General features: G+C 64.8%; 25 protein-coding genes. 12 read left to right on the top strand and 13 right to left on the bottom strand.

The features are described from left to right. Positions 1-59 precede the first annotated feature (59 nt). On the top strand, positions 60-1,457 hold the full coding sequence (locus LBW87_RS07570; RefSeq protein WP_225200828.1) for a PepSY-associated TM helix domain-containing protein: 1,398 nt from the start codon (positions 60-62) through the stop codon (positions 1,455-1,457). Here LBW87_RS07570 and LBW87_RS07565 read toward each other — a convergent pair. The 6 genes from LBW87_RS07565 to LBW87_RS07540 all read right to left on the bottom strand — a co-directional run bounded on the left by LBW87_RS07565 (position 1,396) and on the right by LBW87_RS07540 (position 6,474). Further along, entirely contained in the window at positions 1,396-2,271 is an 876-nt protein-coding gene (locus LBW87_RS07565) for a metallophosphoesterase family protein (RefSeq protein WP_225200827.1), read from the bottom strand. The two genes, LBW87_RS07570 and LBW87_RS07565, sit on opposite strands and share 62 nt — an antisense overlap. Next, positions 2,271-3,293, bottom strand: a complete 1,023-nt coding sequence (locus tag LBW87_RS07560; RefSeq protein ID WP_225200826.1) for a diacylglycerol/lipid kinase family protein — start codon at positions 3,291-3,293, stop codon at positions 2,271-2,273. The genes LBW87_RS07565 and LBW87_RS07560 overlap by 1 nt, the downstream gene beginning before the upstream one ends. 25 nt (positions 3,294-3,318) lie before the next feature. Next, on the bottom strand, positions 3,319-4,074 hold the full coding sequence (locus tag LBW87_RS07555) for a phosphatase PAP2 family protein (protein WP_225200825.1): 756 nt from the start codon (positions 4,072-4,074) through the stop codon (positions 3,319-3,321). A 21-nt stretch (positions 4,075-4,095) separates the two neighbouring features. After that, entirely contained in the window at positions 4,096-4,863 is a 768-nt protein-coding gene (gene fnr, locus LBW87_RS07550; RefSeq protein ID WP_225200824.1) for a fumarate/nitrate reduction transcriptional regulator Fnr, read from the bottom strand. A 140-nt stretch (positions 4,864-5,003) separates the two neighbouring features. Continuing rightward, the gene (locus tag LBW87_RS07545) at positions 5,004-5,534 is read right to left on the bottom strand and encodes an isochorismatase family protein (RefSeq protein ID WP_225200823.1); all 531 of its coding nucleotides are present in this window, start codon (positions 5,532-5,534) and stop codon (positions 5,004-5,006) included. Between the two features lie 34 nt (positions 5,535-5,568). After that, the gene (locus tag LBW87_RS07540) at positions 5,569-6,474 is read right to left on the bottom strand and encodes a LysR family transcriptional regulator (protein WP_225200822.1); all 906 of its coding nucleotides are present in this window, start codon (positions 6,472-6,474) and stop codon (positions 5,569-5,571) included. Between the two features lie 201 nt (positions 6,475-6,675). Here LBW87_RS07540 and LBW87_RS07535 point away from each other — a divergent pair, with 201 nt between their 5' ends. From LBW87_RS07535 to LBW87_RS07525, 3 genes are read left to right on the top strand one after another with little or no spacing between them, the layout of a single operon-like run. After that, positions 6,676-7,068, top strand: coding sequence for a DoxX family protein (locus tag LBW87_RS07535; protein WP_225200821.1), 393 nt, complete (start codon positions 6,676-6,678; stop codon positions 7,066-7,068). 52 nt (positions 7,069-7,120) lie between these two features. Next, the gene (locus tag LBW87_RS07530) at positions 7,121-7,987 is read left to right on the top strand and encodes a pirin family protein (RefSeq protein WP_225200820.1); all 867 of its coding nucleotides are present in this window, start codon (positions 7,121-7,123) and stop codon (positions 7,985-7,987) included. A 37-nt stretch (positions 7,988-8,024) separates the two neighbouring features. After that, on the top strand, positions 8,025-8,906 hold the full coding sequence (locus tag LBW87_RS07525) for a pirin family protein (RefSeq protein ID WP_225200819.1): 882 nt from the start codon (positions 8,025-8,027) through the stop codon (positions 8,904-8,906). A gap of 240 nt (positions 8,907-9,146) precedes the next feature. Here the strand turns inward: LBW87_RS07525 and LBW87_RS07520 are convergent, their stop codons facing one another. Next, positions 9,147-9,449: a hypothetical protein gene (locus LBW87_RS07520; protein WP_225200818.1), complete on the bottom strand. Its 303-nt coding sequence runs from the start codon at positions 9,447-9,449 to the stop codon at positions 9,147-9,149. Between the two features lie 220 nt (positions 9,450-9,669). Here LBW87_RS07520 and LBW87_RS07515 point away from each other — a divergent pair, with 220 nt between their 5' ends. Both LBW87_RS07515 and LBW87_RS07510 read left to right on the top strand, forming a co-directional pair. Next, positions 9,670-10,848, top strand: a complete 1,179-nt coding sequence (locus LBW87_RS07515; protein ID WP_225200817.1) for a methyltransferase — start codon at positions 9,670-9,672, stop codon at positions 10,846-10,848. A 74-nt stretch (positions 10,849-10,922) separates the two neighbouring features. Further along, the gene (locus LBW87_RS07510; RefSeq protein WP_225200889.1) at positions 10,923-11,348 is read left to right on the top strand and encodes a hypothetical protein; all 426 of its coding nucleotides are present in this window, start codon (positions 10,923-10,925) and stop codon (positions 11,346-11,348) included. Between the two features lie 20 nt (positions 11,349-11,368). Here the strand turns inward: LBW87_RS07510 and LBW87_RS07505 are convergent, their stop codons facing one another. Further along, positions 11,369-12,376, bottom strand: coding sequence for an alpha/beta fold hydrolase (locus LBW87_RS07505; RefSeq protein ID WP_225200816.1), 1,008 nt, complete (start codon positions 12,374-12,376; stop codon positions 11,369-11,371). Between the two features lie 236 nt (positions 12,377-12,612). Here LBW87_RS07505 and LBW87_RS07500 point away from each other — a divergent pair, with 236 nt between their 5' ends. Both LBW87_RS07500 and LBW87_RS07495 read left to right on the top strand, forming a co-directional pair. Beyond that, entirely contained in the window at positions 12,613-13,332 is a 720-nt protein-coding gene (locus LBW87_RS07500) for a DUF1120 domain-containing protein (RefSeq protein WP_225200815.1), read from the top strand. Between the two features lie 85 nt (positions 13,333-13,417). Beyond that, a complete protein-coding gene (locus LBW87_RS07495; RefSeq protein WP_225200814.1) occupies positions 13,418-14,155 on the top strand; it encodes a DUF1120 domain-containing protein in 738 nt (245 codons plus the stop codon). A gap of 228 nt (positions 14,156-14,383) precedes the next feature. On the opposite strand, the gene LBW87_RS07490 is transcribed toward LBW87_RS07495, so the two are convergent. The 5 genes from LBW87_RS07490 to LBW87_RS07470 all read right to left on the bottom strand — a co-directional run bounded on the left by LBW87_RS07490 (position 14,384) and on the right by LBW87_RS07470 (position 18,395). Then, positions 14,384-14,551 (bottom strand): hypothetical protein, encoded by a 168-nt coding sequence (locus tag LBW87_RS07490; protein ID WP_225200813.1) that lies wholly within the window; start codon positions 14,549-14,551, stop codon positions 14,384-14,386. Positions 14,552-14,599: 48 nt separating this feature from the next. Beyond that, positions 14,600-14,782 (bottom strand): hypothetical protein, encoded by a 183-nt coding sequence (locus LBW87_RS07485; RefSeq protein WP_225200812.1) that lies wholly within the window; start codon positions 14,780-14,782, stop codon positions 14,600-14,602. 96 nt (positions 14,783-14,878) lie between these two features. Further along, positions 14,879-15,052, bottom strand: coding sequence for a hypothetical protein (locus LBW87_RS07480; RefSeq protein WP_225200811.1), 174 nt, complete (start codon positions 15,050-15,052; stop codon positions 14,879-14,881). 330 nt (positions 15,053-15,382) lie between these two features. Next, positions 15,383-17,281 (bottom strand): peptide transporter, encoded by a 1,899-nt coding sequence (locus tag LBW87_RS07475; protein ID WP_225200810.1) that lies wholly within the window; start codon positions 17,279-17,281, stop codon positions 15,383-15,385. A 91-nt stretch (positions 17,282-17,372) separates the two neighbouring features. Next, positions 17,373-18,395 carry a helix-turn-helix domain-containing protein gene (locus LBW87_RS07470; protein WP_320442716.1) on the bottom strand — a complete coding sequence of 341 codons (1,023 nt, stop codon included), beginning with the start codon at positions 18,393-18,395 and terminating at the stop codon, positions 17,373-17,375. A gap of 212 nt (positions 18,396-18,607) precedes the next feature. Between LBW87_RS07470 and eat the strand changes: the two genes are divergently transcribed. The 4 genes from eat (at position 18,608) to eutC (ending at position 23,626) form a co-directional block, all read left to right on the top strand. Next, the gene (gene eat / locus LBW87_RS07465) at positions 18,608-19,978 is read left to right on the top strand and encodes an ethanolamine permease (protein ID WP_225200809.1); all 1,371 of its coding nucleotides are present in this window, start codon (positions 18,608-18,610) and stop codon (positions 19,976-19,978) included. 77 nt (positions 19,979-20,055) lie between these two features. After that, positions 20,056-21,375: an HAD family hydrolase gene (locus tag LBW87_RS07460; protein ID WP_225200887.1), complete on the top strand. Its 1,320-nt coding sequence runs from the start codon at positions 20,056-20,058 to the stop codon at positions 21,373-21,375. A gap of 37 nt (positions 21,376-21,412) precedes the next feature. After that, complete coding sequence (locus LBW87_RS07455) at positions 21,413-22,807, top strand: ethanolamine ammonia-lyase subunit EutB (protein WP_225200808.1); 1,395 nt, start codon at positions 21,413-21,415, stop codon at positions 22,805-22,807. Between the two features lie 3 nt (positions 22,808-22,810). Next, positions 22,811-23,626, top strand: a complete 816-nt coding sequence (gene eutC, locus LBW87_RS07450) for an ethanolamine ammonia-lyase subunit EutC (protein ID WP_225200807.1) — start codon at positions 22,811-22,813, stop codon at positions 23,624-23,626. Positions 23,627-23,802: the final 176 nt, after the last annotated feature.

Raw genomic sequence — 23,802 nt, 5'->3', positions numbered from 1 at the left:
GGCCTAGAATGAGCGCTCCAATCCATTAGCCCGCCTGCGCTGCAAGGCGGGCATTCGCCATGACTACCGATAGCTATCACCCCGCCGCTCCAACCGCCGCCACGGTGGGTCAGCGCCAGGGCGCCACGGCCCTCGCTGCCTTGTTGCTGCGCCTGCATTTCTATATTGGCCTGTTTGTCGGCCCCTTCATCCTGGTGGCGGCCGTCACCGGCACCTTGTTCGTCCTGACGCCGCAGATCGAAACGCGGCTCTACGCCACCCAACTGTTCAATGATTCGCACGGCGTCGCGCAGCCATTGGCGGCGCAGGTCAAGGCGGCCCAGGCGCTGGTCGGCGAGGGGCCGCGCCTGTTCGCGGTGCGTCCGGGCAAGACCGACGCCTGGAATACGCGGGTCATGTTCGTCCAGCCGGGAATGGGTGACTCGGAAAGCCGGGCCATCTTCATCGATCCGATCTCGCTGGCGGTCAAGGGCGACCTGGTGGTCTACGGCACCAGCGGCACCTTGCCGTTTCGCACCACCCTGGATTATCTGCATCGCAACCTGATGCTGGGCGAGTTGGGGCGCAACTACAGCGAGTTGGCGGCGTCCTGGCTATGGCTGGGTTCGCTGGGTGGCCTGTGGCTGTGGTTCAGCGCACGTCGGCGCAGCCGCGCGGGTCAGGCGCGGGCGCGGCGGCCGATGAGCGCACGTCGCCTGCATTCGTTGCTGGGCTTGTGGATCGTGCTGGGGCTGGTGTTCTTCTCGGCGACCGGCCTGACCTGGTCGCGCTGGGCCGGCGGCAACGTCAATCTGCTGCGGGCCCAGCTGGGCTGGGTCACGCCCTCGGCGTCTACCCAGCTGCACGGACCGGCACCGACGCCGGACGAACACGCCGAGCACCACCATCACGCCGGCATGAGCATGCCCATGCCGGCCGCCGGCGACCCGGCCCGCTTCGACATGGTGCAGGGCATCGCCCGCGCCGGTGGCATCGACGCTGCCGAAATCGAAATCCGTCCGCCGCGCAAGATCGACCAGGCATGGTCGGTGCACGAGGTCGATCGCAGCTGGCCGACCCAGGTCGATACAGTAGCGATCGACGCCGACCGCATGGTCATCACCAGTCGCGCCGACTTTGTCGATTTCCCGCTGATTGCCAAGTTGATCCGCTGGGGCGTGGATGCGCATATGGGCATCCTGTTCGGCCTGGCCAACCAGATCCTGATGGCGGCCTTCGGCATGGCGCTAACCGCCATGATCGTGCTGGGCTATGTGATGTGGTGGCGCCGCCGTCCGGCCGCCGGCAGCAGCCTGGCGCCGCTCTCGGAAGCCTTTGTGCGACTGCCGCCGGCTTGGCGCGCAGGCGTGGCCGTATTGGCCCTGGCGTTGGGCTGGAGCCTGCCGCTGATGGGCATCAGCCTGGCGCTGTTCCTGGCGGTTGATGTGGTGCGCTGGCGGCTGGCGCAACGTCGGTAACGGCTGCGGTCTCGAACCACTCGCTGCCGCGTTGCTCGAAGGCCTGGGTCGCGGCCAGCGCGAAGGCCGACTGTTCTGCTTCCCATGCCAGGCGGTGCACCTCGATCTGGTGCGCCGCGATGCGCAGCACATTGAATGAATTGCTCTCGCCGCGCCCGCGGGTCGAGGTTGCCGTGCCGGCCTGCACCACCAGCGCCGAATAGCCGGGGATGTGGTAGCGCCCGGCGCTGCTGACGGCCGAGCTGGTATGGACATGGCCGGCCAGCAGCACATCGGCGCCGCAAATGGCGAAGGCGCGCATGGCCGGGGCAGCCTTGCCCACCAGATCGTGGTGCTGCGGCCCGGCCGGCAGGTCGAACGGATGATGGGTGACGATGATCTTGACCATCTGCTCGCCCACCGCCGCCAGCTGCCGGCGCGCCATCTCGATCTGGCGGTCGTTGACGCGACCATCCTTGATGGTCAGCGAGCGCGCCGTATTGATGCCGACCACCACCATCTCGTCATCCATGTACACCGGTTGCAGGTCTTCGCCGATGTAGCGCCGATACTTGCGCAGCGGCTGCAGCAGCCGGGCGGCGACGTTGAACAGCGGTACGTCATGGTTGCCCGGCACCACCAGTTGCGGATGCGGCAGGGCATCGAGGAACTGCCGCGCTGCCTTGAATTCGCTGCTGCGGGCGCGTTGGGTCAGGTCGCCCGAGACCACCACCAGGTCGGGCTCCAGCGCATGCACCTGGGCGATCAGGGGGTCGATGATGCTGTCGTCGGTGCGCCCGAAATGCAGGTCGGAAAGATGGATCACGGTACGCATCAGTCGCCTCCCAGCAGTTTGCCCAGCATCGACGGTTGCGCCTCGGGAGCGGCTGCCGCCTGTTCCACCGGCGGCACGATGACCGCCAGCGACGCCGGCCGGATGCGGTATTGCAACGGCGTCTGCAGCACCGTGACTTCACCGTCGGTGGCCACCCGCATGCGCTTCTTGCGGGTTTCGATGGCGATCTCGGTGGCGCTCAGCACATCGAAGTCGTGGGCCTCGCGCAGCCGTCCGAACAGCGCATTGATGGCCAGTCGCAGCAAGCCCAGGCGGCCGGTGCGATGGCATACATACATACTGAGCTTGCCATCGGTAAGCGTCGAGCGCTTGCCGATATCGAGTCCGCTCATCAGGTATTCGTTGTTGCCGATGAAGACGAATGGCGTGCGGCGCCAGTGGTCCTGCTCGTCGATGCGCAGGCGCACCCGCAAAAACGGATAACGTCGCAATGCGCCCATGGCGGCCCAGCTGAAGGCCAGCCATTTGCCGCGGCCCAGCCGTGCTTGCTGCTTTTCGCGTTCGCGCACGATGTCGGGGTACAGCCCCAGGCTCGAATTGTTGATGAACGGAACCCCGTTGACTTCGCCGCTATCGACCCGCAGCCGGCGTCCGGTGGCGATATTGGCGATGGCGGCTTCAAGCACCAGCGGGATATTGAGGTCCTTGGCGAAATGATTGAGCGTGCCCAGCGGCAGCACCCCCAGCGTACTGCTGCAGCCGGGCGTGGTGATGAGGATCGACGCGACGGCATTGACGCTGCCGTCGCCGCCGCCGACGGCCACGATATCGACGCCGTCACGCACGGCATCGCGCGCATGTTGCAGCATCGCTTCGCCACTGTCGGCCAGGTGCACCGTAGCACGCAAGCCGTGGCTGGCGAATTGCTCGGTGATGTGGCGGGCCAGCTGCTCGGCATGACCGCCGCCGGCACGGGCGTTGATGACGGCAACGACATCGCAGGAGTTGCTGGGTGGCAAGGTGGTCGGTGCAGGGGAGTCGAGGTTTTGATTTTTTGTCATTCGCTACGATCTGACTTGCTTAAAATCAGTTGGAGCGCGACCGCCGGCAATAGTGCCGCTCCCAGGTAAAAACCACCGTGGTCCACAGCGCGAACCAGGCCGTGCCGAGCAGCATCGCCCCCAGCACGTCGGACAGGAAGTGCGCCCCCAGGTACACCCGGCTGAAGGCAGTCAAGGCGACCAGCGACGCCGCCAGGCCGATCACGCCGGCCGCCGCCGCGCGCGCAGGCCAGCCCAGCCGCGCCGCCAGCGCCGCCATGAGGCCGGGCTGGTTCAGCAGATAGGCCGCCGCCACCGCATACAGCAAGGTGGCGCCAATGGTGTGCCCGCTGGGAAAACTGTAGCTGTGCAACACCAGGATCGGGTCGGAAAACTGCGGTCGCAGGCGCGCGAACACGAACTTCAGGCCGAAGTTGAATAACATACCTCCCGGCAGCACCAGCAGCACATTGAGCGCCCAGGCCCGGCGCTGCTGGCGCAGCAGGTGCCACAGCAGCAGGGCGCCCATCACCAGTACGCCGATGGTGCCGTGCAGGTGGGTGTAGCCCAGCACCAGTTCGGTCAGGGGCGAGAAGGCATGGGCGTTGAACCAGTCGGCCAGCGCCTGATCGGTGCGGGTGAGCGTGCCGCCCGAATGGACTTCATAGGCGATCAACGCGAACAGCGCCGCCATGGCCAGCACCGCCAGGATGCCGGTGGTCAGCGGCAGGCCCAGATGGTGATCGGGCGCCAGGCGGCGTTGCAGGAAACGGGATGCGACGGGGGACCGGTCTTTATGCATGCAGCTTTGCCTCGCCCGGCTTCAGGCGCAGGGATCGCTGCCCAGCGCGATGGCGCGCAACGCCGCCAGGTCGCACAGTTCGATGTCGCGATGGCTGACCTCGATCACGCCGGTCTTCTTCAGCCCCGACAGCAGGCGGCTTACGCTTTCCACCGCCAGGCCCAGGTAGTTGCCGATCTCTTCGCGGGTCATGCGCAACTGGAAGCGGGTCGACGAATAGCCGCGACTGAGGTAGCGGCTCGACAGGTTGAGCAGGAAGGCGGCCATCTTCTGCTGGGCGGTCATGCTGCCCAGCGTCAGCATCACCCGCTGCTCGCGCGAGATCTCGAGGCTCATCATGCGGTGGAACTGACGCAGCAGCGTGGGCATGTCGCCAAACAGGTCTTCCAGGCGCGAGAACGGGATTTCGCATACTTCGCTGTCTTCCAGCGCCACTGCATCGCACAGGTGATGGCCGGCGCCGATGGCATCCATGCCCAGCAATTCCCCGGCCATCTGGAAGCCGGTGATCTGCTCGCCGCCACTGGGATTGCGCTGGAAAGTCTTGAAGTGCCCCAGGCGGATCGCATACAGCATGTCGAAGCCATCGTTGAAGCGATACAGGGTTTCGTCACGCTTGACGCGGCGCCGCCGGCTGATGACTTGCTCCAGCCGTTGCATGTCGCTTTGGTCCAGTCCCATCGGCAGGCACAACTGGTGCATGCTGCAGGCCGAGCAACTGGCGCGCAGCGCTTGCAGGTTGACGGCCGGCTGGGGGCGGGCGGACGCGATAGGCGAAGGGGTGGACATGGAGTGGGGGTTTTCCTTTTCTGTCGTGATGCAATCAACAGTGTGCAAATTGTCTGCTTCTGTTTCGTTTGTACCACAAATTGGCCCCCATTGTGACCACTGCAAGGTCAGTCACGAAACTTTCATCAGTGCCGGCCGGCTCATTTGATGAGCTTGAGAATGTCGCGAAACTGCGGGTGGCGGCTGTCGCGCAGCCATTCGTAGACCACCATCTCGACGGTGACGGCTATGGCGCCGGCTTGCTGCAGCCGATCGAAGGCGGTTTCGCGGTCGAGCGCCTTGCGGGAGCTGCAGCAGTCGCGCAGCACAAACACCTGATAGCCGCGCGCCAGCAGCGACAGCGCTGTCTGCAGCAGGCAGATATGGGCTTCGCAGCCACCGATGACGATCTGTTTCACCGCGCTCGGCAGCGCCGCCGGCAAGCCGTCGGCGCAGGCGTCGAAATGGCCCTTGGACAATGTCTTGTCGCACAGGCGGCGCACCTCCGGATGATTGGGGCCGAGCTTGTCGGGCATCTGTTCGGTGGCGATCACCGGCAAGCCGAGCATGCCGGCGATGGTCGCAATGCGCACGCTCTGCGCCAGCACCGCTTGGTGCTGGTCGATGGCGGGCAGCAGCTTTTGCTGCAGGTCGATCAGGATCAGGGCCGATTGATTGGCGTTGATGAGCATGCGATGCCTTTCCCATTTCTGACAGAAAACCGGATCAAGCCAGCGACTCCAGCTGCGCCAGCGTATCGAGCCACCACGACAGGGCCGGGCCCGCGCGGTGATCGGGCTTGTAGACGCACTGCACCGGCAGGTCCGAGCCCTGCGGCGGATGATGCGAGGTGGCGATGCCGACCAGGCGACCCGCCGCGAGGTCGTCGCGCACCACGTGCAGCGGCATGTTGCCCCATCCCATGCCGGCGCGCAGCAGCGCGTGCTTGGTGCCGAGGTCGCTCATGCGCCAGGTCAGTCGTGAATGTACCGAAAAATCCTGGCGGGCGGTCAACTCGCTGCGGTCGCTCAGCACCAGCTGGGTCTGTTGCGACAACAGGCGGTCGGGGATCCGTCCCTTGACCTGGGCCAGGGCGTGGCTCGGGCCCACCACCGCCACCACCCGCACGCTGGGCAGGGTGATGCGCAACAGGTTCGGGGGCGTGGTGGGCAGGGTGCCGAGAATGCCCAGCATGGCGCGCCCGTCCAGCACCCGTTCGGCCACCGCGCCCAGCGCCTCGATCTCTAGCCGCACCGTCACCGCCGGAAAAGCGTCGCGGAAGCGGCGCAGCAGGTCGACCAGGCATTCGGTGGGAAAGAACACGTCCACCGCCAGCGCCACTTCCAGCTCCTGTCCGTGGGCATACGAATTGGCCCGCACCTGCAGCGCATCGACATGGTCCAGCACCTGGCGGGCGTCGGCCAGCAAGGCCAGCCCGGCATCGGTCAGTCGCGGCCGATAGCCGCTGCGGTCGAACAATTGCACGTCGAGCTGTTCTTCCAGCGTGGCGATGGCATAGCTGATCGCCGATTGCGCCCGCGCCAGCGCTTTTGCGGCGGCCAGAAAGCTGCCGCTGTCGGCGACCTGGGCAAATACCCGCAGTTGATCCAATGACAAGCGCTCGATATTCATCTTGCAAACACTATCTAATAATTAGATAGAGATTATATAAAGATAATCAGTTTTTAGTTGGCGTCATTTTGCCTATTCTGTCGTCACTGGCTGCAGCGAACCCCGTCGAAAGCACGGCGCAGCGGCCAGCAGAACACCGCAGCAAAGCAATGCCCCTAAGGAACATTTAGTTAGTCAACCAATAACGAAAGAGAGCACATCATGATCACCAACTTCAACATCTATCGCATCGGCCGCATCCTGCTGGCGTCGCTGTTCGTCATCTCCGGCATCTTCAAGATCATGGGCTTCGCCGGCACCGTGGCCTACTTTACCGGCCTGGGCCTGCCGATGCCGACGGTGGCCGTGCTGGTCACTATCCTGGTCGAGGTCGGTGGCGGCCTGTTGCTGATGACGGGACGCGGCGTCAAGCCGGTGGCGCTGATCATCGCGCTGTTCACCGTCGGCGCGACCATCTCGGCGCACCATTTCTGGAACCTCGATGGCGCCGCCGCCCAGGCCCAGCTGACGCATTTCCTGAAGAACGTATCGATCATCGGCGCCTTGCTGCTGGTGTCGTCGATCGACCAGGAAGCCGCACCCGAACGTCGTTGAACCAAAGTCGGGCAGGGCGCAAGCCCTGTCCTGTCATGCCAAGGAGAGCACCATGAGCACCACCCAACATTTCACCCGCCAGGTCGAGCGCCTGGTCAACGGCATCCCCACCCAGGACGGCGCCGGCGTCAGCCTGACCCGCGTATTGACCCACGACCTGCAGCGCCGGCTGGACCCGTTCCTGATGCTGGACGCGTTTCACTCGGATGAGCCCAGCGATTACCTGGCCGGTTTTCCCGACCATCCGCATCGTGGCTTCGAGACCGTGACCTACATGCTGGCCGGGCGCATGCGCCATCGCGACAATGCCGGCAACGAAGGCTTGCTGGAACCGGGCGGCATGCAGTGGATGACTGCCGGCCGTGGCCTGGTGCACTCCGAGTTGCCCGAGCAGGAAGATGGCCTGATGAGCGGATTCCAGCTGTGGGTCAACCTGGCCGCCAAGGACAAGATGACCGAGCCCGGCTACAGCGACATCCCGTCGGCCGGCATTCCCGAAGTGCAGCCGCAGCCCGGCGTGAAGGTGCGGGTGCTGGCGGGCCAGGCATTTGGTACCGTCGGCGCCATCGAACGCGACACCACCGAGCCGCTGTACCTTGATATCGCGCTTGAAGCCGGTACCGCGCTGGACCTGCCGATCCCGGCGACCCACAATGCCTTCCTGTACGTCTATGAAGGCGGCCTGGCGGTGGGCCCGCAGACAGAGCAGGCGCGTCCGGCCGAGGCCGGTCGCATGGCGGTGCTGACCAACGTGGCCGAGGCGGCCGGGGTGTCGCTCAAGGCCAATGTCGCCAGTCGTTTCCTGCTGATCGCCGGCAAGCCATTGGGCGAGTCGATTGCGCAGTGGGGACCGTTCGTGATGAACACCCGGGAACAGGTCGAACAGGCCATCGACGATTTTCGTGCCGGCCGCCTGTGAGCCGGGCCAGCCAATCTAAAGCAAGCAGGGAGCAAGCATGAGCAGCATCGTTCACAAGATCCACGGCCTGACGCGCGACATCGGTTTTCCGGTGCGCCGGCTGCTGCCATCGGCGGCGGCCCGTACGGTGGGGCCATTCGTTTTCTTCGATCACATGGGGCCGGTCGAATTCGACGCCGGCACCACCGAAGGCGATGTGCGTCCGCACCCGCATATCGGCCTGGCCACCGTGACCTATCTGTTTTCTGGCGCGATGATGCACCGCGACAGCCTGGGCGTGGTCCAGCGCATCACGCCGGGCGCGGTGAACTGGATGGCGTCCGGACGCGGCATCGTGCATTCGGAGCGGGTGCCTGACGATATCCGTGAGCAGAAAGTGCCGGTGCACGGCTTGCAGATGTGGGTGGCGCTGCCGGCGGCGGTCGAAGACGGCAATGCCGAGTTCGTGCACTACGCCGCCGACGCCATGCCCACGGTCGAGGTCGATGGCGCCAGCCTGCATGTGCTGGTCGGTTCGGCCTTTGGCGTGACCTCGCCGGTGCGGCCTGCCAGCCCTACGCTGTATGTGGCGGCCACCGCGCCCGCTGGGTCATCGCTGACGGTGCCGGCTGAAGTCAGCGAGCGCGCGATCTATGTGGTCAAGGGCGCATTGGCCATCGATGGCGAGGCCATCGAGGCCGGTACCCTGGCGATCCTGGCGCCAGGCGTGAGCGCGCAGGTGAGCGTCAGCAGCGATGCCGTGTTCATGCTGCTGGGCGGCGAGCCGATGCCGGAGCCGCGCTTTGTCTGGTGGAACTTCGTGTCGACCTCGAAGGACAAGATCGAAGCGGCCAAGCTGGCCTGGACCGCGCGCGACAAGTCGGTGTTTCCGGATATTCCCGGCGAGACTGAGTGGATTCCATTGCCGGCGGGGCGTTGAGTTGGTACCGCGACGGTGGATTGCCGTCGCGGGGTTCCGACTTTCGTCAGGACGACGGAGGTCAGACTATTAGTAGCCCGTCGTACCGGCGAAAGCCGGTATCCAGCGACGTTGGTTGCGCTATCCGTACGCTGGAAGTCGCTGGGCCCTGACTTTCGTCAGGGTGACGGGGGACGGAGAGGCGCCGGAGCTTGCGCTATCAATATCCCGTGGCGCCGGCGAAAGCCGGACCCCGGCAAATCACAGCAAACCGATGATGCGGCCGATCTCGGTGATGGCCGGGCTGTCACGCAACACCTGGTTCTCGACATTGTCGGCCGTACGGTGCGCCGAATCACGCACCGACTGCCAGGCGTCGCGCAAGACGCTGGGTTCGGGCGCCGGTTCGCTCAGGTGTTGCTTGAGGCGGGCGACATCGTCCTGCAACTGGCGCGCGTCGAGTCCATCGGGCGGTAGCTTGCCCAGTTCGGCTTCGAATTCTGCCAGCTTGTGCAACAGGTTCTGGCGATCAAAGGCGGTGGACTGCAGCGAATTATCGGTCATGGCATCTCCTTGGTCGTGAAATCTGGTCTCATCATAGCCGCACTGGGGCAGATTGCATCTTGTCTTGCATCAGGCACATCGTGACAAGTGCATCGTCCATGCTGCACATCAATACTTCGGTTCTCGTCGACGTTGTAAGTTCACCGGCGGCCCCTGTTTGCTACACTGGCGGCTGTTGGCACGTGGCAGTTCGCCGCGGGCACTGTACCCAGATTCCTTCATGACCCAAGAACAAGCCGCGATTTCCGACCCATCCCAGATCCAGTGGGAGGCAGATGGGGTTTCCCATACGCTGCGCTGGCACTCGGAAGCCGGCAACTCCCCGCCACGCAAGGTGCGCGAGGCCGACGACCAGATCCCCGCCGATACCGCCTACCGGCTCGCCTGCGAAGGCACCGCGCTGCTGTGGCGTGGCGACTTCCAGAATGCCCGCATGCTGCTGCAGGCGCTGGCCCGTCGCGTTGACCGCGCCCGCGAACGCCCCAGTACCAAGAAGGGCGCCGCCCCGGCTCCCGCACTGCCCGGCCAGGCGTTTCACCAGCAGCGACAACTGCAGGCGCAGCGCGCGCGCATCCTCGGCATGCTGATCATTCCGGTCGATCCGGGTTTCGTGGTGCCGCTGCGGCGCGCACCGGACGTCGTCGCCGCTTGTCGCGAAGCCTATGGCGCCACGCTGGCGGACCAGTCGTTTGCGGTGTCGCTGCGCGAATTGCAGGGCTTGATCGGGGCCCACGAGTGGCGCCGCAAGGGCGTCGAGGTCAGCGCGCTGGGTGAACGCATCCATCCGCACTACGGCGTGTTTTCGCCGGTGCGGGGCGAATATGTTGACCTGGTGGCGCAGGCGCCGTTGCCGGCGACCGAGTTGGCCTTCGACATTGGCGTGGGCACCGGCGTGTTGTCGGCGGTGCTGGCGCGGCGTGGCGTGCGGCGCATCGTGGCGACCGACAACGACCCGCGCGCGCTGCAATGCGCGAGCGCCAACCTCAAGTCGCTGGGACTGGCAAAGCAGGTCGAATTGCAACAGGCCGACCTGTTTCCGCCAGGGCGCGCGCCGTTGATCGTCTGCAATCCTCCCTGGTTGCCGGCACGCCCGTCTTCGCCCGTGGAGAACGCGGTCTATGATTTCGAACACCGCATGTTGCTGGGTTTTCTGGCGGGCCTGCCGCAGCACCTCACCGAGGGCGGCGAGGCCTGGTTGATCATGTCCGACTTTGCCGAACATCTGGGCCTGCGTGCCCCGACCATGCTGTCCGAGGCCATCGCTGCGGCCGGCCTGACGGTGCTGGGTCGCACCGACATCCGGCCGCGTCACGGTAAGGCCAGCGATGCCAGCGACCCGCTGCATGCCGCCCGCAGCAAGGAAGTGACCACCTTGTGGCGACTCAGGGTCGGCGCCTGAGCGATCCGCTTCCACTTTTACACCAGGAGACGCCCGTGCTTCGTCATCGACTTCGCTTCGTCGCCCGCCATGCGTTGCTGGCGGCCTTGTTCGCCATCGGTGCGCCGGCCCTGGCGCAGGGCGTCACCGCGCGCGATCTCGGTGGCAGCTACGGCTCGCAGCAGACGCGGCCGGTGCCGGTTCCCGTGCCGGTACCGGTCCCGGATGTGCTGGGGCGTCCGGCCGCGCCCGCCGAGCCGATCACCACCTCGGGCAACACCTGCGCCTGCCAGGTGGCCGAGACCAGCGGCAGCGCTTGCATGATCTTCCTGCGCACCAATTCGGCTGACTGGATTGCCCGCAACGCGCCGCAGACGGCGATGCGCTCGTCGGCCTCGGGTCGTTTCTACGATGCACCGTTCGCGCTGGCCGCCAGCGCCTGCGCGGCGCGCAAGGTGACGCCGGGCAGTGTCAAGGTGCATTGGCTGGATCGTCGCAATGCGATCCTGGAGTGGAAGTAGGGCAGCCAGCGGCTATCGCGTCACTGCCCCAGCATGCGGCGTGCCGTGGCCGGGGACCGATACAGGCGCTCGGCGCTGTGGGCGGCGCCCTCGATTTCGAACTCGGGGTGCTGCACCGTGAGGTTCCAGCGCATGGCCAGTAACTGCTCGTAGCGCACGAAGTTGAGTTGCCGCTCGACCCGGGTCTTGCCCTGCAAGGCAGCGCCACAGGCGCGGTCAAGGAAGCGGTGGTTGGGGTCGTCGTCACGCTGGCCGACCAGGTAGGTGATGTCGCGCGCGGCATAGCGGGCAAACAGCTGGCGGCCATCCAGCGCTTGCCGTTTCAGGTAATCGGGGGGATTACCGATGCCATACCGATAGTTGTCATAGCCCGGGCATTGATTGCCTTTGGGTAGCGCGAAGCCATCGCCATCCGGTCGCATGGCATCGAAATACAGATACGACGACGGACTGGAAATGACATACCGAAGATGGATGCCGGCCGCCTGCATGCGCTCGTCGAGCTGATTCAGGACGGCATAGCGCTGCATCAGCTGGGCGCCGGCCGAGTGGCCTATCAGGACGACTTCACGCAATTGCGGGAAGTGCGCGCGATTGGCCAGGTACAGCACGATATCGTCCAGCGCCTCGAACGAACTCAAGCCCTGCACCCCGTGTTCGGACAGATCTCCCTGCATCCACTTGCCGCCGCCCCATAACGGCATCGCATCCGATGCCCCAGCGTCGTTGCGGGTCATGAAATTGGGCGCCACCAATAAGGTGTCGGGCGCCATGCCCGCCGATTTCAGCAATGTCTGCCCGATTGCGAAATAGTCGTCGGCATTGCGCTTGACCCCGTGCAGCACCACCACCGCCGTGCGGCTCATATTGGGCGTCGGTGGCAGCGCCTGGTTGGCATAGACGGCAAACCGATAGGGCCGGTCATGACCGAGGCTGATCTCCTGCCGTGCCGCGAAGTCGCCGGCGGCTTGCGCCGGTGGCGACAGCGCCAGCAACAGCGCCAATAGCGCCAACAGCTGCAGCGCCATGCCCCGGACAACATCGCATGCCGCGGCCAGTGGGTGGCGACTGCGGGGCGGCCTGTGGGTGGGTGGTCGGTCAAATACCTGTGTCATCTGGATTCCTGGGTTTGGCTCAGTTAGTGTTTGTTCAAAACCACTGGCAACGGTAGCGCAATTCTAGCTTTTTTCGAATGTCAGACGATGTAGCGCCCATCGATAATTCACCTCCGACTGCTTCATCGACGCATCAGGAGAGCACTATCATGCACACGCCACATATTGCTGCAGCATTCCGGGCCGGTTCACGGTTTTTTGCCATCGTGCTGGCAACGCTGACGGGTTTTTCAGGCATGACGGCAGCGTCGGCGTCGAGCGGTTCGGGACGGTCCGCCAGCACCCACCTGAAGGTCACGGGCCGGCTGGTTCCCGGCGCTTGCACGGTGCACCTCGCCGGCAGCGGCATGGTTTCCTACGGCGATATCCCCCGAAAAAACGTACCCGACGACGAACCGCTCAAATTGGGTGTCCGCAGTGTTCAATTCACCGTCACGTGCGAAGACCCGATGATCATCAAGGTGACCGCGCGGGACGAAAAATCGGGGACTGCCGTATTGGGGCTGGTGCCTGGCGAAGACGACCTTGCCTTCGGCCTGGGCAGCGTCAATGACAGCAACATCGGCCAGTTCCGCATACAGTCGGTGCCGGGCACCTTCTTCGGGCAGGACGCCGAAGGGCAGACCGCGCCGGTCGATATCCTGTACGCCTATGCCGACCGTCCGAGCTGGGGGCGCAGCGACAATCCCTACTTCTGGTCCAGCGGCGAGACGCGTCTGTCGTTTGCCTCGCCGGGCAGGCTGGAGCCGGGCGCCTACCGCAGCGTCACCGGCACGTTCCAGATTGAAACCTACATCAACCGCCGCGCACGGTTGCCAGGTGGCAGCTTGCCACTGGCGGGGCTGGCCACCGTCGAAATCTTCTACTAACCAATTACCGACTTGCCAGCGCTGGCTTGTACGCGCATGCGCCGCATGGCGAACCGCTCATCTGTTATCCAGGAGGGAAATCATCGTGAACCTAACCCGTATATCTCATCGCTTGTGCCGTCCATCTCTGACGGCGCACCGGCGCTCGAATCTGATGCCCGGGAGGGTGGCGCTGATGGTGCTGATCGGCATTTGGTGCCCATCGATTGCCGCCGTCGAGAATGTGTCGGCGACGCGGCTGGCAGTGATTGGCGAGATCGTGCCGGGCGCCTGCGCAATCGACCTGGCCAACGGCGGGAAGGTCAATTACGGCGTTATACCGCTGTCGACGATTCCAGTCGACCAACCGCTACAGCTTGAAGAAAAACAGATTCCATTTACCATCCGCTGCGATGATCCGATGACGATCCATCTGTCGGCACGCGATGTCAAACCGCAGACGGCGGTGCGCTCGCTAGTGCCGGGGCGGGGGATCTTTGCATTTGGTCTCGGTAGCGTCGGCGATATCAACGTCGGCCAATTCCAGTTGCGGGTCGTGTCGGAAGACATTGGCGCCCAGGATGCTCAGCGCAAGGTAGTGCCGGTAGACCTGATCTACAAATTCTTCAATCTGAACCAATGGGGAAAGACCGATTCCGGCCTGGTGTGGGCCGACGGCAGCTCGCGGCTGTCGTTTGCCGCGCCGGGCAAACGCACGGCGGGCGTGTATCGCTTTATTTCGGGGGTGATCGGCGTCAAGCCCATCATCAACAAGCGCGGCGACCTGCCGGTTGGACGCGTCCCGCTGGACGGCCTGGCCAGCATCGACATCTATTACCAGTAACACTCGGGCGGGGTTTGCAGCGGGCGGCCGTTATTGATGCGTTGTGCGAACCGGACCGGGGCTGTCAGGGCAACGATTCGACGAGAGCGGGCAAGCAGGAGAGGCAAGCGTAACGGGTACAGCCAAGGCCGGCAGCAAGCAACGCCGCCTCCTGCCTAGGGGTAACCGGCTGGCGGGCCCGGCCAGCATTGCATTTACTGATCAATGACATTGCCGGCCCGCCATGCATCAGCGACCTGGGGCAGGCGCCGACTGCTCGTTGTATTTCATTTCTTCGTAGATCCAGCGGTCTGGTTCGTCGTAAGTATTGCCGGTAAAGGTATCGATCAGCCATTCAAAAAAATCCTGGCTGCCGCCGCTGATCTGTTCCATGGTGTTGCGTTCGATGGATTGCATATCGTTCTCCAGTTTGGATAAAAAGATGGGTCGTGCAGGGGGTAGATGTCAGCTGCCTGCCGGCGTTGCGGCCGGCGTTTCCGGGGCCGGCAACTTGGGACAGTTCGCTTCGCGCACCAGCAGGCCGGTGCCAAGGCCCAGGCCAAACGCCAGCGCCAGCAGCGGCACCACGGCGATCGGCAAAAGTCCGCCGGTGATATGTTGCAGTTCGTCGGAATGTACTTTACGCATCAGCGTTCCTTTGAAGAGGGTGCGGGTCGATCAATGGCAGGCCGTGCCCTGTATTCCCAACGAACCTGTCATTGATGTCGTCAATGCGAACCCCGATCAGGCCGGCCATAGTTCGCCGGCCGCCACGGTATCGGCAAAGATGCGGGCGCTGGCATGGTGGGCCATGGCGGGCAGCGGCATCTCTGTCTGCGATGCGGCAGGCGCGGGACAACGGCATGGGCCGGCGCCGCCGCCGATCATTTGTCGTTCGACAGGGGAGAGGACTTGCATGGGAACTCCTTTGAATGGATTGATCCGCCATATCGTGATGCTGGAACATCAGATATATCCGGAAGCAGGGGACATGGAGGAAGACCGCAGAATGCGGCCATCGGCTAGTGCCCGCCGACCGCAGCCACGCCTTGGTCGGGGGAGAGGCGATCATAGGCGCGCCGTGCCCCCGGTTCTAAAGGTCACGGCGCGCGTCGGATGGAAATTCGAAGGTCTTCGGAAGCAGCCGTTTACCGTACCGCGTGGGGCCGGGCAGCCGGGCGGGTAGATGCCATGCGCTGCGCGTCAGGGATTGCCGGCTGCCGGCATGCGCCAGCGCAGCCGGGTCGACTAAGGCCGGCAAGTATCGGTCTGGCCGGCCACCAGGGCAGCAAGCGCTTGCCCGAGCGATTCAGGCCGACCTTCGAACAGTCGTTGCAGGGGGCGCTGATCAGCCAGGTGCTGATACAAGGCCGCACGTGCCTCCAGGTCGCGGGCCATCCTGACGGCGGCGTTGATGTAGTCGTTCAGGGTCGCGGCGACGGTCCAGGCCGGCAGGCCAACCCGGCCGAACAGGCCTTCATCGATATGCTCGAATACTTCCGGGCCGGTCTTGCACACGCCCGGCAGGCCCACCGTGAAGGCATCGATGATGCCGTTGGTGTTGCCGAAGGGCAGCGGTGACAGGAACATGTCGCACTGGTTGAACACGTCCAGGTATTGCTGGTAAGGCTGGTGCGGATACACCGCAGCATGCGGCAGATAGCGTTGGATCAGCCGTTGCACCTGCGGCGTCAGCAATCCCTGCGCCTGTCCCACCAGGAAGTGAAAACGCACTTGCCTTGGCGGCAGTCCCGGCCCCGGCTGGCCCGCCAGTTCGGCGATCTTCTGGCAGGCCAGCAGGAAGCGCGGGTTGAATTTCATGGTGGTGGCGGCAATCGCAATATCGACGTGCACCCGGTCAAGGCGCGCCAGCCGGTCAATCGGCGCCACCTGCACCGGCACCGCCGAAGGGCGATAAGGCTGGCCGTCGGCGGGCAGGCGCAGCAATTTTTCGCTGAAGCAGGCGGGATCGCCCACGAAATCGTCTTCGACGCTGATGTAGTCGATATGGCGCGAATGGGTGGTCGCCGGATGCCCGAGCGCTGCCACCTGCAGCGGCGCCAGTCGCAGATTGGCGGCGAACATGGTGATCGGGAACATGCCCACGCTGGGCATGTACAAGGCCGCTGGTCGCAAATGCGCAGCCTGGGCGCGCAGTTCGCGCAGGCAGCCCAGCAGGTCGCCAGGCCGGCTGAACGGGATGAATTCATCGAACACCGCACGGCCCAGTGCATCGACATTGGCCTCGAAGCCCATCGCCACCAGCCTGAAATGGCGGCCTGCGCCTTCCAGCGTGCGCGAATGGGTGCGGTAGATCGAATGCCCCCCCGAAAACCATTCCAGCAACACCAGCAACACCGGCTTGTCGCCATCGGCCGCGCCGGGCCGCGCCAGATCGTCAATGCCGGCCTCGCGCAGCTTGCGTTCGATCAGCGTATTGATGGCGGCCTTGATGCGATGTCGCTGCGGCAGGTCGGCATAGCTGCAGTGCATGTAGACGTCGTGCAGCACCGCCACCGGCAGGGCGTCGAGCTTGCCGATCTCGGGCAGGCGATCCGGCAGCCAGCCCAGCAGCGCCTCACGTTTGGAGTGCGCCGCCTGCGAACCCAGGAAGCGGGGTGACAGCAGGGCCATGAAAAGGGCGGCGGCCAGCGGGCGGTTCTGCTGCCACAGCAATTCGACGTCCAGTGGCAGTTCGGATTCGGGAGAATACAGCAGGCAGAACTTGACCAGGTCCAGCGGGCGCAGCTGGAAGTCGGTGGCGTCCGGCCCGCTCAGGTTGAGCGAACGCAGGATGTGGTCGCAATTGACGAAATGGCTGGCGCCGAACAGCGCCGACAGCCAGCGCTGGAAGTTGATCAATTGCCCGAAGCCGTCCGGGCTGATGTGAAAATCCGGATCCGAGAACAGCGCCGAGATGGCCGAGGTGAGGCGGGTCAGCAGGTGCGCGTCGTGTTCGCTGTCGGGTACCGCCGCCGACACCGATAACGAAAAATTGCGGTCCAGCTTGCCGTAGTTGCGGTCGATCAGCACCAGCAGGCGCACCAGCTCTCGCGCGGCCGGTTCGCGCTGGCGCGAATAGCACAGGAATTCGAATCTTTCCAGCGAGAAAAAATCGTCGGCCGGGGCCGTCGTGGCAGTGGTCATGGGTTCGGGCGCAAGGCAAGGTCAGCAGGGCAACCCGCATTGTGCCGCCGAAGCGGGCCGGGCGCCAGTGCCGGCAGCGTCGTGCGTGGGATCAGTGGCGCAGCTTGTGTCCCACCAGCGTGGCCGATGGCGTTTCGCCGAACAGCTTCTTGTAGTCGCATGAAAACTGGCTGAAATTGCCAAAGCCCCAGGCCGCAGCCAGGTCGCCGATGGCGGCGGGGCCGTGCGCATTGCGGGCGCTGTCGTGCAAGGCGCGGCGCACGCCGTTGAGCCGCACCGAACGCAGGTAAGTCATGGGGCTGATGCCCAGCACATCCTCGAAGCAGTATTGCAGCGTGCGCCGGCTCACATGCAAGGCCTCGCACAGCATCGGCACCGAGACCGGCTGGTCCTGCAGTTGCAGCGCGTGGGCGCGGGCGTCGTTGACGATACGCCGACGACGCAGGAAGCTGGCGCTGGCAGCGGTCTCGATGTCACCGCCATCGAGCAGCGCCAGCAACGACACCAGCACCGCCTGTTGCTGCAAGTGCAGCGCATCGGCCGCGCCGGGCCTGGCCCCGGCCAGATGCAGCAATTGATCGATGCTGCGCCGGCACTCATCCAGGCCATCGGCGCCGGCCTTGATCAGCTCGGCGCTGCCCAGTGCATCCCAGTCGACCTGGCAACCGAGTTGGGCGGCGCTGGCGATGAGCGCATCGCGTTGCACCACGATGCCGAAGATCTCGTGGTGATCCGGGGTCAGCAGTTCGAAGTCGCAGCCGCCGGGGCGGGTCATCATCAGTTCCGGCGTCACCTGGCGGCCATTGATGCGCATGCCCGAGGGGCGCGCCTCGATGCCGAACCAGAAAGCGTCCGGCCATACCTGGCAGGACTGGCGGATGGCGCGGCTGGTACCTTCGCGAAAAATCTGCAGGCCGCAACCCTGCCACTCGGCAATCACCCCCTCGAAATGGCCCGGCGCCAACTGGTCGTAGTGCTGTTGCCAGTCGGTCAGGTTGTGGGCGTGTTCGTCGACGTCGCGCGCGACAACGGTGCGCAATGCCTGTTTTGCGTGCGCTGCAGAAACGGCCTGGGGCGACGGAGAATGCAGCATTGACGATGGCGTTTGGGACATGGGCTGTCTCTCTGGATGGGCGGTGGCGCGGCTTTGCCGAATTTCGATAACGTCGTCGCCAGCGGCGTTGCTATAGTCGTCGCCAGCGGCGGGACCTGCCTTTTTGAAGCAAACGCTGTGCCCGCCAACTTTCAATTTGCTTTCATCGTGTCGCCAGGACAGCCGCGCCCGCGCTTGCGTAGGCCGGGTCTGCCACGTCCACAGGAGTGTGCATGCAACATCATTCATCGAGTCCGCAACTCAAGCCGGTGCTCAACACCCTTCAGCTGTGGGGGATCGCAGTGGGGCTGGTGATCTCGGGCGAGTATTTCGGCTGGAGCTACGGCTGGGCCAGCGCCGGCACGCTCGGCTTTACCGTGACCGCACTGTTCATTGCGGCCATGTACACCACCTTCATCTTCAGTTTTACCGAGCTGACCACCTCGATTCCGCACGCCGGTGGGCCGTTTGCCTATAGCCGGCGCGCCTTTGGTCCGGTCGGTGGTTATCTGGCCGGCGCCGCCACGCTGATCGAGTTCGTGTTCGCGCCGCCGGCCATTTCGCTGGCCATCGGCGCCTACCTGAATGTGCAGTTTCCTGCGGTCGATCCCAAGCTCGCTGCGCTGTGCGCCTACCTGGTCTTCATGACGCTCAATATCGTCGGGGTGCAGATCGCCGCCACGTTCGAGTTATGCGTCACGCTGCTGGCCATCTTCGAGTTGCTGGTCTTCATGGGCGTGGTCGCGCCGGGCTTTTCGATGAGCAATTTCACCAAGGGCGGCTGGTCCGGACACGACGTGTTCAGCCTGGCGTCGGTGCCCGGCATGTTCGCCGCGATCCCGTTCGCGATCTGGTTCTTCCTGGCCATCGAAGGCGTGGCCATGGCCGCCGAAGAGGCCAAGGACCCCAAGCGCTCGATCCCGATTGCCTACATCACCGGCATCCTAACCCTGGTGGTGCTGGCCATCGGCGTGATGCTGTTTGCCGGTGGCGCCGGCGACTGGACCAAGTTGGCCAACATCAACGACCCCTTGCCGCAGGCCATGAAGCTGATCGTGGGCGACAACAGCAACTGGCTGCACATGCTGGTGTGGCTGGGCCTGTTCGGGCTGGTGGCGTCGTTCCACGGCATCATCCTGGGTTATTCGCGGCAGATCTTCGCGCTGGCCCGCGAAGACTACCTGCCGGCCTATTTTGCGCGCGTGCATCCGCGCTTCAAGACCCCGCACCGGGCCATCATCGCCGGTGGCGTGGTCGGCATCGCCGCCATCTACAGCGACGAGTGGATCACCCTGGGCGGCCAGACCCTGACGGCCAATATCGTCACCATGTCGGTGTTCGGCGCGATCCTGATGTACATCCTCAGCATGCTGAGCCTGTTCAAGCTGCGCCGCAGCCAGCCCGGCCTGGAGCGGCCGTTCCGGGCGCCCCTGTACCCGTATTTCCCGGCCTTCGCGCTGCTGTGCGCATTGGTCTGCATGGGCACCATGATCTATTACAACCCGCTGATCTTCGGCATCTTCCTGCTGTTCCTGGCGCTCGGTTACGCCTGGTTCGTGCTGACTGGCCGTCAGCGCGCTGCCGGCCAGCGTCAACCTTCGTGATTCACGCAGCGCCGTCCTTCTCCAACGACTACAGAAAGCACATCATGCAAAACCGCCGTCATTCGCAGCCAGACCCGATGCAGCCAGATCAGTTAGCCGCCAGCACCTCGCCCATGGCCAAGCGCCGCGGCTTTCTTGGCGGCCTGCTGGCCGCGGCCGCCGGCGGCGCGCTGGTGGGCACGCCAGCATTGGGGCAGGCCGCGACCAGGGAGCTGGCCAAGGTCGGCCTGGATCGGGCCAAGTGGGCGCAGCGCAACCACGACATGGTGGTGCAGATGATCGCCGCGCATGGCATCGGCGCGCCCGGCTACCGGGCCAGCAAGCGCCCCTACGCCGTGTTCGACTGGGACAATACCTGCATCATGAATGACTGCGAGGAAGCGTTGCTGATGCACCAGATCAATACGCTCTCGTTCAAGCTCTCGCCGGCGGAGTTCAGCGCCATCATCCGCCAGAACGTGCCACCCGGCCCGTTCAGCCGTGACTTCAAGAATGCCGCCGGCAATCCGGTCGAGCTCGATGCGATCTGCGCCGACCTGGATGCCGACTACGCCTTCCTGCACGCCAACTTCAAAGGCCTGGGCGGCAGCCGACCGCTGGAAGAGATCGTCGGCACGGTCGAGTTCCAGGACTTCCGGGCCAAGCTCTACTATCTCTACGAAGCCGTCAACGACACCCACGGCGTCAATGTCGGTTATCCCTGGGTGATCTATTTCTTCGCCAACATGAGCGTGGCCGAAGTCAGCGCGCTGGCCGAGGCGTCCAACGACGCCGCGCTCGGTGCCGGCCTGGCCAAGGTCAAGTACACCAGCCCGGCGGATCGCCCGGGCCGCGCCGGCGTGGTCAGCGTGTCGCATTTCCACGGCATTCGCCTGTGCACCGAGATCGGCGGCATGATGGACACCTTGCGTAACCACGGGTTCGATATCTATGTCTGCACGGCGTCGCTGGAAGACGTCGTTGCGGTGTTCGCCACCCACCCCAAATATGGCTACAACGTGAGCCGGGCCAACGTCATCGGCCTGCGCCTGGAGCGCAGCGGCGAGCTCTTCCGCAACGCCTACCTGAAGGATTGGCCGCTGACCTGGGGCCCGGGCAAGACGGTGGCGATCAAGCAGGATCTGGTGGCCAGCAAGGGTTACGGTCCGTTGTTCGTGGCCGGCGACAGCGATGGCGACTACGACATGCTGCGCGATTTTGCCGATACGCAATTCGGCCTGATCGTCAATCGCATGAAGAACGGCAAGATCGGCGAGCTGTCCAAGCTGGCAAGCGAGCAGGGCACATCGGCCCGTCCGCGCTTCCTGCTGCAGGGACGCCAGGAATCGACCGGCAACTGGCTGCCGGCCGAGGCCAGCATCAAGTACGGCAAGAGCGCGCCGCAATTGCTGGCCTGAGCGGTCACGGCGGGGCAGTCCACCAGGAGGAGCGCAGATGGCGCAACATCGTTTTACCCATCAGGTCGGCAGTACCCGCCACGGCTTTGTCGACCTGAAGGAGCTGATGGCCAAGGCCACGCCGGCGCGCTCGGGCGACCTGCTGGCCGGGCTTGCGGCCGACAGCGCGCAACAACGTGCGGTGGCGCAGATGGCGCTGGCCGAGCTGCCGCTCAAGCTGTTCCTGGAAGAGCTGCTGGTGCCGTACGAAACCGATGAAATCACGCGCCTGATCATCGATCATCACGACCGCGCCGCCTTTGCGCCGATCGCCCACCTGACCGTGGGCGATTTTCGCAACTGGCTGCTGGCCGACGACACCGACAGCGCCGCGCTGGCCGCCGTCGCTCCCGGCATTACGCCCGAGATGGCGGCGGCCGTGTCGAAGATCATGCGCAACCAGGACTTGATCCTGGTGGCCCGCAAATGCCGCGTGGTCACCGCCTTTCGCAACACCATCGGCCTGGCCGGTCGGCTGTCGACCCGGCTGCAGCCGAACCATCCCACCGACGACGCCAGCGGCATCGCCGCCAGCATGCTCGACGGCTTGTTGTATGGCAGCGGCGACGCCGTCATCGGCATCAATCCGGCCACCGACAATGTGCCGCAGGTGGTCAAGCTGGTCGACATGATGGCCGAGGTGATCGCGCGTTACGACATCCCGACCCAGTCCTGCGTGCTGACCCACGTCACCAATACGATTGCCGCCATCGAGCGCGGCGCGCCGGTCGATCTGGTGTTCCAGTCGATTGCCGGCACCGAGGCCGCCAATCGCAGCTTCGGCATCGACCTGGCGCTGCTGGGCGAGGCCCGCGCTGCGGCGCTATCGCTGGGACGCGGCACCGTGGGCCAGAACGTGATGTACTTCGAGACCGGCCAGGGCAGCGCCTTGTCGGCCAATGCCCATCACGGCATCGACCAGCAGACCTGCGAGGCGCGGGCCTACGCCGTGGCGCGCCACTTCAAGCCCTTGCTGGTCAATACCGTGGTGGGTTTCATCGGTCCCGAATATCTGTACGACGGCAAGCAGATCACCCGCGCTGGCCTGGAAGACCATTTCTGCGCCAAGCTGCTGGGCCTGCCGATGGGCTGTGACGTCTGTTATACCAATCACGCCGAGGCCGACCAGAACGACATGGATGGGCTGCTGACCTTGCTGGGCGTGGCCGGGTGCACCTTCGTGATGGGCATTCCCGGTTCGGACGACATCATGCTCAATTACCAGACCACCTCGTTTCACGACGCCTTGTACGTGCGTCGCGTGCTGGGTGCGCGGCCGGCGCCGGAGTTCGAGGCCTGGTTGCACCAGATGCAGATCTTCAATGGCGAGCAGTTTCGCCTGCATGGCGACATGCCGCCCGGCTTTCGCCACGCCTTGCCGCGGATCGGATAAGCCATGGCCCGTCACGACCCGCCGGTCACGGCCAATCCCTGGGATGCGCTGCGCCGCTTCACCTCGGCCCGTATCGCGCTGGGCCGCGCCGGCGTCAGCCTGCCGACCCAGCCGCAGCTGGCGTTTCAACTGGCGCATGCCCAGGCGCGTGACGCCGTGCATCAGGCGCTGGACGTGCCCGATCTGGTGGCCCGCTTGCAGCCGCTGGGCATCGGCGGCGACCAGGTGCTGCACGTGCATAGCGCCGCCGCCGATCGCCTGACTTACCTGCAGCGGCCCGATCTGGGGCGGCGACTGTGCGATGAATCGCGGGCGCAGATGATGATGGGCGGGGAGCCTTCCCAACGACGCTTCGATATCGCCTTCGTCATCGCCGATGGCTTGTCGTCGCTGGCGGTGAGCCAGAATGCGGTGCCTTTCCTGGCCGAGCTGATGGGGCGTATCGGGCCGGAAAACTGGAGCGTCGCGCCGCTGGTCGTCGCCAGCCAGGCAAGGGTGGCGATTGCCGATGAAATCGGCGAACTGCTGGGGGCGCGGCTGGTGGTGATCCTGATCGGCGAGCGTCCGGGGCTGAGTTCGCCCGACAGCATGGGGCTGTACCTGACGTGGATGCCAGCGCGCGGGCTGACCGACGCCAGTCGCAATTGCATCTCGAATGTGCGCCCACAAGGGCTGGTCTATGCCGAGGCCGCCTACAAGCTGCATTACCTGATGGCGCAGGCGCATCTGCGCGGCCTGTCGGGCGTGGCCTTGAAGGACGAAACCACCGGCGAGGGTGCCGACACGCTGGAGGTCGGGGCCAATTTCCTGTTGGGTTGATGCAGGCTGGAGCGCCTGCCAATCTTTTTCTTGCAATGCGACGAACGTCACTGGGCCCTGACTTTCGTCAGGGCGACGGCGTTTGCGTTATAACTCCCCCGTCGTGCCGGCGAAGGCCGGACCGCTTGGGGCGTACAAAAAAATAGCCGCGAGACGATCGCGGCTATTTTTCATTG

Source organism: Herbaspirillum sp. alder98 (genome assembly GCF_020179755.1).
In the GTDB taxonomy this organism is placed as follows: domain Bacteria; phylum Pseudomonadota; class Gammaproteobacteria; order Burkholderiales; family Burkholderiaceae_D; genus Herbaspirillum.
This window is presented reverse-complemented; position numbering and strand designations above follow the sequence as displayed.